We start from the raw sequence: 7,895 nt of genomic DNA, 5'->3' as shown, positions 1-7,895 counted from the left end.
AAATGTATGCACCTCAAATATACAACATTTTGTGCTTCGAGCACGGCAATAGACGATCAATCAAGTACGTAGGGCTTGATTTTTTATTGCACCGGCATAAAAAACGAAGATTTTTATGTAAGTTTGTCGAAATAAATTACATATAGTATTTAATATAAAAAAGAGAAATAACATGATGCATAATTGGTTTGAATGCAAAATCAGATACGAAAAAGTTGCTGAAAACGGCATGAATAAAAAGGTTACTGAACCATACCTCGTAGATGCTCTGAGCTTTACAGAAGCCGAATCAAGAATAATAGAAGAAATAACACCATTCATAAGCGGCGAATTCACAGTATCGGACATAAAGAGGGCAAACTACAGCGAACTCTTCTTCTGCGAAGACGACGAAGCCGACAAATGGTTTAAATGCAAACTCTACTTCATTACTCTTGACGAAAAGAGCGGTGCAGAAAAGAAGACAACCACAAACGTACTGGTTCAGGCTGCCGACCTGAAAGATTCAATCAAGAAACTGGACGAAGGCATGAAGGGTACAATGGCCGACTACGTGATAGCCTCTGTAGCCGAAACTGCCATAATGGATGTTTATCCATATTCAGCAGAACCGGACGTTAAGCCGGAATTTCCGGATGCAGCAAACAGATAAGGAGAAAATCAATCATGGATATTAAAGCAATATTAAATGAAATAAAAGCCGAGTTGCCACAAACCACACAACTCGTTGCCGTATCGAAATTCCATTCTGCCGAGGCCATAAAGGAAGCATACGATGCAGGACAGAGAATTTTCGGAGAAAGCAAGGTACAGGAACTGGAAGAAAAACACAATATTCTTCCGCATGATATTCAATGGCATTTCATAGGTCACTTACAGACTAATAAAGTGAAGTACATTGCTCCATATATATCTATGATTCATGCCGTAGATTCATACAAGCTGCTGGCAGAAATAAACAAGCAGGCGGCAAAAGCAGACAGAATTATACCCTGCCTGCTTGAAATACACATTGCGCAGGAAGAAACTAAATTCGGGTTCACACCCGAAGAATGCACAGAAATGCTCAAAGAAGGCAGTTGGAAAGAGCTGAAGAATGTATGCATAAGCGGAATAATGGGTATGGCTACAAATACCGATGACGACGCGATGATAGAAGCAGAGTTCGCCAAACTCGCCGCATATTTCAACGAACTGAAATCAACAATCTTCAAGAACAGTGAAACATTTAAAGAGCTGTCAATGGGAATGTCGGACGACTATCATCTGGCAATAAAACATGGAAGCACACTTGTAAGAATCGGAAGTAAAATTTTTGGAATAAGAAACTATTAAAATCATATTTATTATGACACAACTAACAACCACTTTTGCAGGGTTAAAGCTTAAGAACCCTGTTATAGTAAGCAGTTCAGGTCTTACAAACAGCGTAGAGAAAATAAAAAAACTGGAAGCAGCAGGTGCTGGTGCCGTTGTTCTGAAATCAGTTTTCGAAGAACAGATAAACATACAGGCAGGACAGATGAGCGGATACGGAGCTCCCGAAGCCGATGATTATCTTAATGCATATGTACGTTCGAATGCACTTAATGAACACATTGAACTTATAAAAGAAGCTAAAAAGGCTTGCAATATACCGGTAATAGCAAGTATAAACTGCTATTCTACCAGCGAATGGACAGACTTTGCCAAACATATGGAAGAAGCAGGGGCCGACGCTTTGGAAATAAATATCCTTTCATTACAGTCGGACAAAGACTATACATACGGAAGCTTCGAACAGCTGCATATCGATGTATTGAAAAACATCAAGAAAGCTGTAAACATACCTGTGATAATGAAACTGGGAAGTAATCTTACAAATCCTGTAGCACTCATCAATCAGCTTTATGCAAACGGAGCTGCAGCAGTAGTACTGTTCAACCGTTTCTACCAGCCGGATATCAATATCAACACAATGACTTTCACTAGCACAAACGTAATGAGCGAGGCTAACGAACTTGCTGAAAAAATCAGATGGACAGCTATAGCTTCTGCAGAAGTTCATCAGATTGACTATGCAATCTCAGGAGGTGTTCATTGTGGAAAAGGTGTAATCAAGTCTATCCTTGCAGGAGCAAGCGCAGTAGAGGTATGCAGCGCAATATACAAGTACGGCGAAAAGGAAATAGCCGAAATGCTCAAAGAGCTTGAAGCATGGATGGAATCCAAAGGCTACGAAAACATTGAAAGCATGAAAGGTATCATGAACGCTAAAGCTGCTGGAAGCGTGAACCCATTCGAAAGAACACAGTTCATGAAATATTACAGCAACCACGAATAATGTAAATATACAAGCTTGAAATAATACGAAAAGGTGTTCCCGATAATAGTTAAAAAACATTATAAAAACTATTATTCGAGAACACCTTTCATTTTATTACGTTTTATTGACAAATAATTTGAATACTAACAACAAAATTGTATATTTGCACAACACACTGAATTTTGTGCACAATCAAACAATCAATTATGGAAAAAAGTTTCATAGCTTTCATAGAAGAAAGTATCAAGAAAAATTGGGATCTTGACGCTTTGACAGACTATAAAGGCGCTACACTCCAGTACAAGGACGTGGCCAGAAAAATAGAAAAACTTCATATCCTTTTAGAAGAAAGCGGAGTAAAACCAGGTGACAAGGTTGCCCTATGCGGAAGAAACAGTTCACACTGGGGAGTAGCTTTCCTGGCAATCCTTACATACGGTGCCGTAGCAGTGCCTATCCTTCATGAATTCAAGCCGGACAATGTACATAACATAGTAAACCACTCCGACGCACGCATACTATTCGTGGGAGATATGGCATGGGAAAACCTAAACGAAGCCGAAATGCCTGCACTTGAAGGTATCATCCTTATGACAGACTTCACCTTGCTGGTATGCCGAAGCGAGAAACTTCTCTACGCAAGAGAACATCTGAACGAAATGTTCGGAAAGAAATATCCTAAAAACTTCAGACGCGAACACGTGACATATCGCCGCGATACTCCTGAAGAGCTTGCTATCATAAACTATACTTCAGGTACAACAAGTTTCTCTAAAGGAGTAATGCTTCCATACAGATCTTTGTGGTCAAACACACAGTTTGCATTCGAAGTACTGTCACTCAAACCTGGCGACAAGGTTATTTCCATACTTCCTATGGCGCACATGTACGGTCTGGCATTCGAATTCATCTACGAGATGTGTTCGGGATGTCATATCTACTTCCTCACCCGTATGCCTAGCCCTAAAATCATATTTCAGGCATTTGCCGAAGTAAAACCTAATATAGTCATATCAGTACCTCTGATTATCGAGAAAATAATCAAGAAAAATGTTCTTCCTAAACTGGAAACTCTCAAGATGAAGATACTGCTTAAAGTACCTGTCATCAACGACAAGATAAAAGCTACTGTCAGAGAGCACATGGTACAGGCCTTCGGAGGAAATTTCTACGAAGTCATTATCGGTGGTGCAGCATTCAATCAGGACGTAGAGAAACTGCTCAGGAGTATAGAGTTCCCCTACACAGTGGGTTACGGAATGACAGAATGCGGTCCGATAATCTGTTATGAAGACTGGAAACACTTCAAACCGGGTTCTTGCGGCAAGGTAGCGCCACGAATGGAAGTAAAGATAGACAGTCCGGATCCAGCCAATATTGTAGGTGAAATCATAACCAGAGGCGATAACGTGATGCTCGGCTACTACAAAAACCCTGAAGCTACAGCACAGGCCATTGACAAGGACGGATGGCTCCACACCGGCGATTTAGGAATAATGGACGAAGAAGGAAACATAACAATCAAGGGACGCAGCAAGAACATGCTCCTGGGACCTTCAGGACAGAATATATATCCTGAAGAGATTGAAGACAAGCTGAACAACCTTCCTTTCGTATGCGAAAGCATTGTAATACAGCAGGATGACCACAAACTGGCTGCTTTGATATACCCGGATTTCGATGATGCATACGCCCACGGAATGAGCACGGCAGACATAGAAAAAGCTATGGAAGAAAACCGTGTGACACTAAACTCGGAACTCCCGGCCTACTCACAAATTGCACGCATAAAGATATATCCGGAAGAATTCGAGAAAACACCTAAGAAAAGTATTAAACGTTTCTTGTATCAAGACGTTAAATAATAAATGAAAAAACACTCTACAAACATCAGAATTTTCCTGTCGGCCATTGTGCTGACAGGAATAATATCCTCCCCTATTCATGCCCAGGAGTACGGCTTGAAGAAGGGAAGAAACATCTCTTTGAGCATAAAAGGTCAGCAAACAGATAACCGCAAGACCTATTTCAACCTCGGTCTGCTCAGCAATTACCAAAACCTGAACGGAGCCAGCATAAACATCATATCTGACGTAGTACATCAAAGAACATCAGGTTTTCAGTTGTCTGGCTTTGTAAACATAGTAGGCAACAGAAGTTCCGGTATGCAAATGGCAGGTCTGGCAAATATTTCCGGAATCAAATCTCACGGTCTTAGAATTGGAGGTCTTTTCAACATAAGCGGAAAATCTACTTTCGGAGCACAATTCTCAGGAATTGGGAATTTAGCAGGAAACAATCAGAAAGGCCTTATGGTAACAGGACTTCTAAATATGGGTTCTGTAGACATGAAAGGTATAATGATTTCAGGTATGGCCAATATCGCAGGCAATGAACAAAAAGGAATAGCCATAAGCGGTTTAACAAATGTCAGTGGTGGGAATATGCATGGAGCACAGATTACATCACTTATGAATATATCCGGAACCACAAACGAAGGATTACAGCTGGCAGCACTGAGCAACGTCAGTGTTACAAATAAAGGTTTGCAACTAAGCGGTTTGGCAAACTATGCCGGAGACAACAAAGGACTTCAGCTCGGGCTGACCAACGTAAGCAACAAATGCGGCAAAGGAGTACAGATTGGATTATTAAATCTGAATGGCGACAGTTGTGCACGCCAAATTGGTATTGTCAATCTGAAGCCACAGACACGCACACAAATTATAGTGTCAGGAGGCAATCTGAATAAGACCAATTTAGCCGTAAGATTCAAGAACCGACTGATTTATACACAACTTGGAGCATCAATGATTCTAGGAGAACTTTCCGACAAAGTCTCTGTGGCCGGTATATACCGGACCGGTCTGGCATTTCCGTTAATAAAAGACAGACTGCATCTGAATACAGATATAGGATATTGTCATATTGAAACGTTGGATAATTCAAATTTGCCGGACAGATTATATGCCATACAGCCACGTGTAGGACTAGAATACAATCCTCACAAGAGATTTGGAGTATTTATAGCCGGAGGTTATTCATGGGAAAGAACATATAAAAACAATCAGGCCCACTCCAAGCACCCTATAGTAGAAGCTGGACTGGTATTCTTCTAAATCAAAACCATTTGTCATTTTTACAAAAAAATTAAATGGCATTTAAACAGTGTTTGAGCGCTGTTTAAATGCCATTTAAATAATACGTAATCAGGATTAATTCAATACAGAGAATTCTGCCGACAATCCTTCAGCACTGTTTGTTCCTACCCATAGTTTGAAGTCACCAGGTTCAACACCGTAAGTCATGTCGTAACGCCAGAAAGACAGATCTGAAACAGGAATAGTGAATGTTACAGTCTTGCTTTCTCCAGCCTTAAGTTCCACTCTCTGGAAAGCCTTAAGTTCTTTCACCGGACGAGTGACAGAACCAACTTTATCCTGTACATACAACTGTACAACTTCAGTTCCATCATATTTACCTGTATTCTTCAGGTTTACACTTACATTTACCTCTCCGTCAACTGTAAGCTTGTCCGAAGCAAGTTTCAAGTCACTGTATTCAAAGTTTGTATATGAAAGACCGTATCCGAACGGGAACAAAGGAGAATTTCCAGCATCAAGATAGAACGAACGACATCCTACTGAAGTCTGTCCTGCCTCAACAGGGATTTCATCAATAAGCATCTCTGTAGGGTTTGCAGGACGTCCTGTATTGTTGTGAGCATAATAGATTGGAGCCTGACCTGTCATACGAGGGAATGTAACAGGAGTCTTACCGCTTGGATTAACCTTTCCAAAAAGAATGTCCGCAATGGCAGGACCACCCATTGTTCCCGGATGGAATGAGTAAAGAACTGCATCAGAAGCATCAACCTCGTCAGAGATAGTAAGCTGACGACCTGCCATAACTACAGTTACCACAGGTTTACCTGTTGCAGCAAGTGATTTGATCAGCTGGCTCTGTGCTCCCTGCAAATCAAGATTTGCCAAAGAATGAGCCTCACCAGAAAGGATTGATTCTTCACCTACGAAACATACAACAACATCAGCACGGCGTGCAGCATTTACAGCCTTTGCAATACCAATCACATTCTTGTCGCGGCTATATGCCAATCCAGGTTCGAATATTACATTAACTAGGGTGTCCAGTTTAACGTTCCCAATTTAGCCTACATTTTTAAGCTGTTTGGTACGTTCTGTAACCCAGTTTATGGACATGTGCTTCTTTGCAAAAGCATCAATGTCCTTTAGTTTAACATTACATAATCGCTCTTTGAAATTAAATGTTTTAGTGGCAGAATCGTTCTTGAGTTTTGCGTGTAACGGTATAAACAGGACAAAAGGAGTAATGCCGTACAATTTGTTTGGCGACTTTTTTTGTTTGAATACACCGAATGTTGATTCAATGATATCAGAAGAGATATTGTGTGCTTCATAAGAGCTCTTCAACATCTCTTCTTGCTGCTTAAGGTACTCTAGAACCCTGATTCCAAACATGGCTCTACGGTTGTTTGCATTGCCTATTACGTGCTGGGTGATATATCTCTTGCACTTCTTACAGTTAGCAAGGTTAAAACCTTCTGTTTTACAGATTGTTTCTATATATTCAACTGCATCAACAGCAATTTTCAATTCAACCAACAGTTCCTTGTAGTCGGGAACAAAAGAATATGCGTCCTGCATTTCCTTTGGGAGATTGCCAAAGCAGCCAAGCATTTTGTTACCCCAGTCCACCCATGAATTCAAATTCATGAATCTGGCAATACTACGCATATTGGGCGGTAAAAGATAAGCTTTATCTGTAAGATGATATTGCAATCTGACCTTTCCAAGAAGAGTAGTAAAATCCACAAAATCAGGCTCGTTACCATAGGCATGCTTAAAGCATGTACCCATGGCATGACTGATGTCGATATGGTGCAACAACTCTGATTGCGAAATTCCATTTGTGAGATTGTGAGCCTGATCGCTGATTACATATTCAGGTTTAGCCTTAATCTCCTTAATGGATTTCTCAATCTCTTGCTTGATGTCGTCACCTTTAAAGCTACCGCCGGATTTCATACTGACAACCGTCACATCCTCATGCTTAAGAGGTCGGCCGGGATGTTCAGCAGGAACACCAAGAATTAGAAGAAGTTTCTCTCGATTAACCATGATGCTTTCGTCAATGATATACGCAAACTTTTTGTCTGTAGGTTTGCTGTCATTCTCATAAGCGGATAATCCAAGTTTCTTCATCCAGTTCTCTACGGTGTTATAGCATGGTACTTTTCCACATTTTCCTTCAAGCACATCATTGAAGATTTCAAGTATCTTCACTACAGTGCGAAGGCCGCAGTTGGTACGAATGTAAATCAATACACAAAGCTGAACAATCAGAAGAGAGTATCTATGTCCGGGAATATGGTCGATAACAATTTCATTTGTTCTTCGGTCACAGTCACGGTCTTTACGTCTTTTTTTTGGTTCATCCGACATTTCGCGTGATGCGGCAATCATGCAGTGCATATAGCCTCAATTCAAAGTATCGTTCATCCCTAAATCCATATGCCGTTCTCTTCATGACCTTTATCTTGTTGTTGATG

At 40.7% G+C, this 7,895-nt stretch carries 7 protein-coding genes and 1 pseudogene; 5 read left to right on the top strand and 3 right to left on the bottom strand.

Annotated elements, in window-relative coordinates; translation table 11 throughout:
* The first annotated feature begins 172 nt into the window (after nucleotides 1-172).
* The 5 genes from I6E24_RS14675 to I6E24_RS14655 all read left to right on the top strand — a co-directional run bounded on the left by I6E24_RS14675 (nucleotide 173) and on the right by I6E24_RS14655 (nucleotide 5,424).
* Nucleotides 173-652, top strand: coding sequence for a DUF4494 domain-containing protein (locus I6E24_RS14675; RefSeq protein WP_235329302.1), 480 nt, complete (start codon nucleotides 173-175; stop codon nucleotides 650-652).
* Nucleotides 653-666: 14 nt separating this feature from the next.
* Nucleotides 667-1,335, top strand: a complete 669-nt coding sequence (locus I6E24_RS14670; protein ID WP_235329301.1) for a YggS family pyridoxal phosphate-dependent enzyme — start codon at nucleotides 667-669, stop codon at nucleotides 1,333-1,335.
* 13 nt (nucleotides 1,336-1,348) lie between these two features.
* On the top strand, nucleotides 1,349-2,323 hold the full coding sequence (locus I6E24_RS14665; protein ID WP_235329300.1) for a dihydroorotate dehydrogenase-like protein: 975 nt from the start codon (nucleotides 1,349-1,351) through the stop codon (nucleotides 2,321-2,323).
* A 188-nt stretch (nucleotides 2,324-2,511) separates the two neighbouring features.
* Nucleotides 2,512-4,170 carry a long-chain fatty acid--CoA ligase gene (locus I6E24_RS14660; RefSeq protein ID WP_235329298.1) on the top strand — a complete coding sequence of 553 codons (1,659 nt, stop codon included), beginning with the start codon at nucleotides 2,512-2,514 and terminating at the stop codon, nucleotides 4,168-4,170.
* Nucleotides 4,171-4,173: 3 nt separating this feature from the next.
* Nucleotides 4,174-5,424: a hypothetical protein gene (locus I6E24_RS14655; RefSeq protein ID WP_235329296.1), complete on the top strand. Its 1,251-nt coding sequence runs from the start codon at nucleotides 4,174-4,176 to the stop codon at nucleotides 5,422-5,424.
* Between the two features lie 96 nt (nucleotides 5,425-5,520).
* Here I6E24_RS14655 and I6E24_RS14650 read toward each other — a convergent pair.
* The 3 genes and pseudogenes from I6E24_RS14650 to I6E24_RS14640 all read right to left on the bottom strand — a co-directional run.
* Nucleotides 5,521-6,444 (bottom strand): annotated as a pseudogene (locus I6E24_RS14650) (glycoside hydrolase family 3 C-terminal domain-containing protein); the annotation flags it as partial.
* 27 nt (nucleotides 6,445-6,471) lie between these two features.
* Nucleotides 6,472-7,818, bottom strand: a complete 1,347-nt coding sequence (locus I6E24_RS14645; protein WP_235329294.1) for a hypothetical protein — start codon at nucleotides 7,816-7,818, stop codon at nucleotides 6,472-6,474.
* Nucleotides 7,778-7,895, bottom strand: a 118-nt coding sequence (locus tag I6E24_RS14640; RefSeq protein ID WP_262911940.1) for a transposase, incomplete at its 5' end; no start/stop codon positions are given. The genes I6E24_RS14640 and I6E24_RS14645, both read right to left, overlap by 41 nt.

Origin of the sequence: Bacteroides caecigallinarum, from assembly GCF_021530995.1 — a bacterium.
Classification (GTDB): domain Bacteria; phylum Bacteroidota; class Bacteroidia; order Bacteroidales; family Bacteroidaceae; genus Phocaeicola; species Phocaeicola faecigallinarum.
This window is presented reverse-complemented; position numbering and strand designations above follow the sequence as displayed.

Excerpts from the sequence above, each read along its gene's own strand:
- I6E24_RS14660 (WP_235329298.1), top strand. The coding sequence starts at position 2,512 with ATGGAAAAAAGTTTCATAGCTTTCATAGAAGAAAGTATCAAGAAAAAT.
- I6E24_RS14675 (WP_235329302.1), top strand. The coding sequence starts at position 173 with ATGATGCATAATTGGTTTGAATGCAAAATCAGATACGAAAAAGTTGCT.
- I6E24_RS14655 (WP_235329296.1), top strand. The coding sequence starts at position 4,174 with ATGAAAAAACACTCTACAAACATCAGAATTTTCCTGTCGGCCATTGTG.
- I6E24_RS14665 (WP_235329300.1), top strand. The coding sequence starts at position 1,349 with ATGACACAACTAACAACCACTTTTGCAGGGTTAAAGCTTAAGAACCCT.
- I6E24_RS14670 (WP_235329301.1), top strand. The coding sequence starts at position 667 with ATGGATATTAAAGCAATATTAAATGAAATAAAAGCCGAGTTGCCACAA.
- I6E24_RS14645 (WP_235329294.1), bottom strand. The coding sequence starts at position 7,818 with ATGCACTGCATGATTGCCGCATCACGCGAAATGTCGGATGAACCAAAA.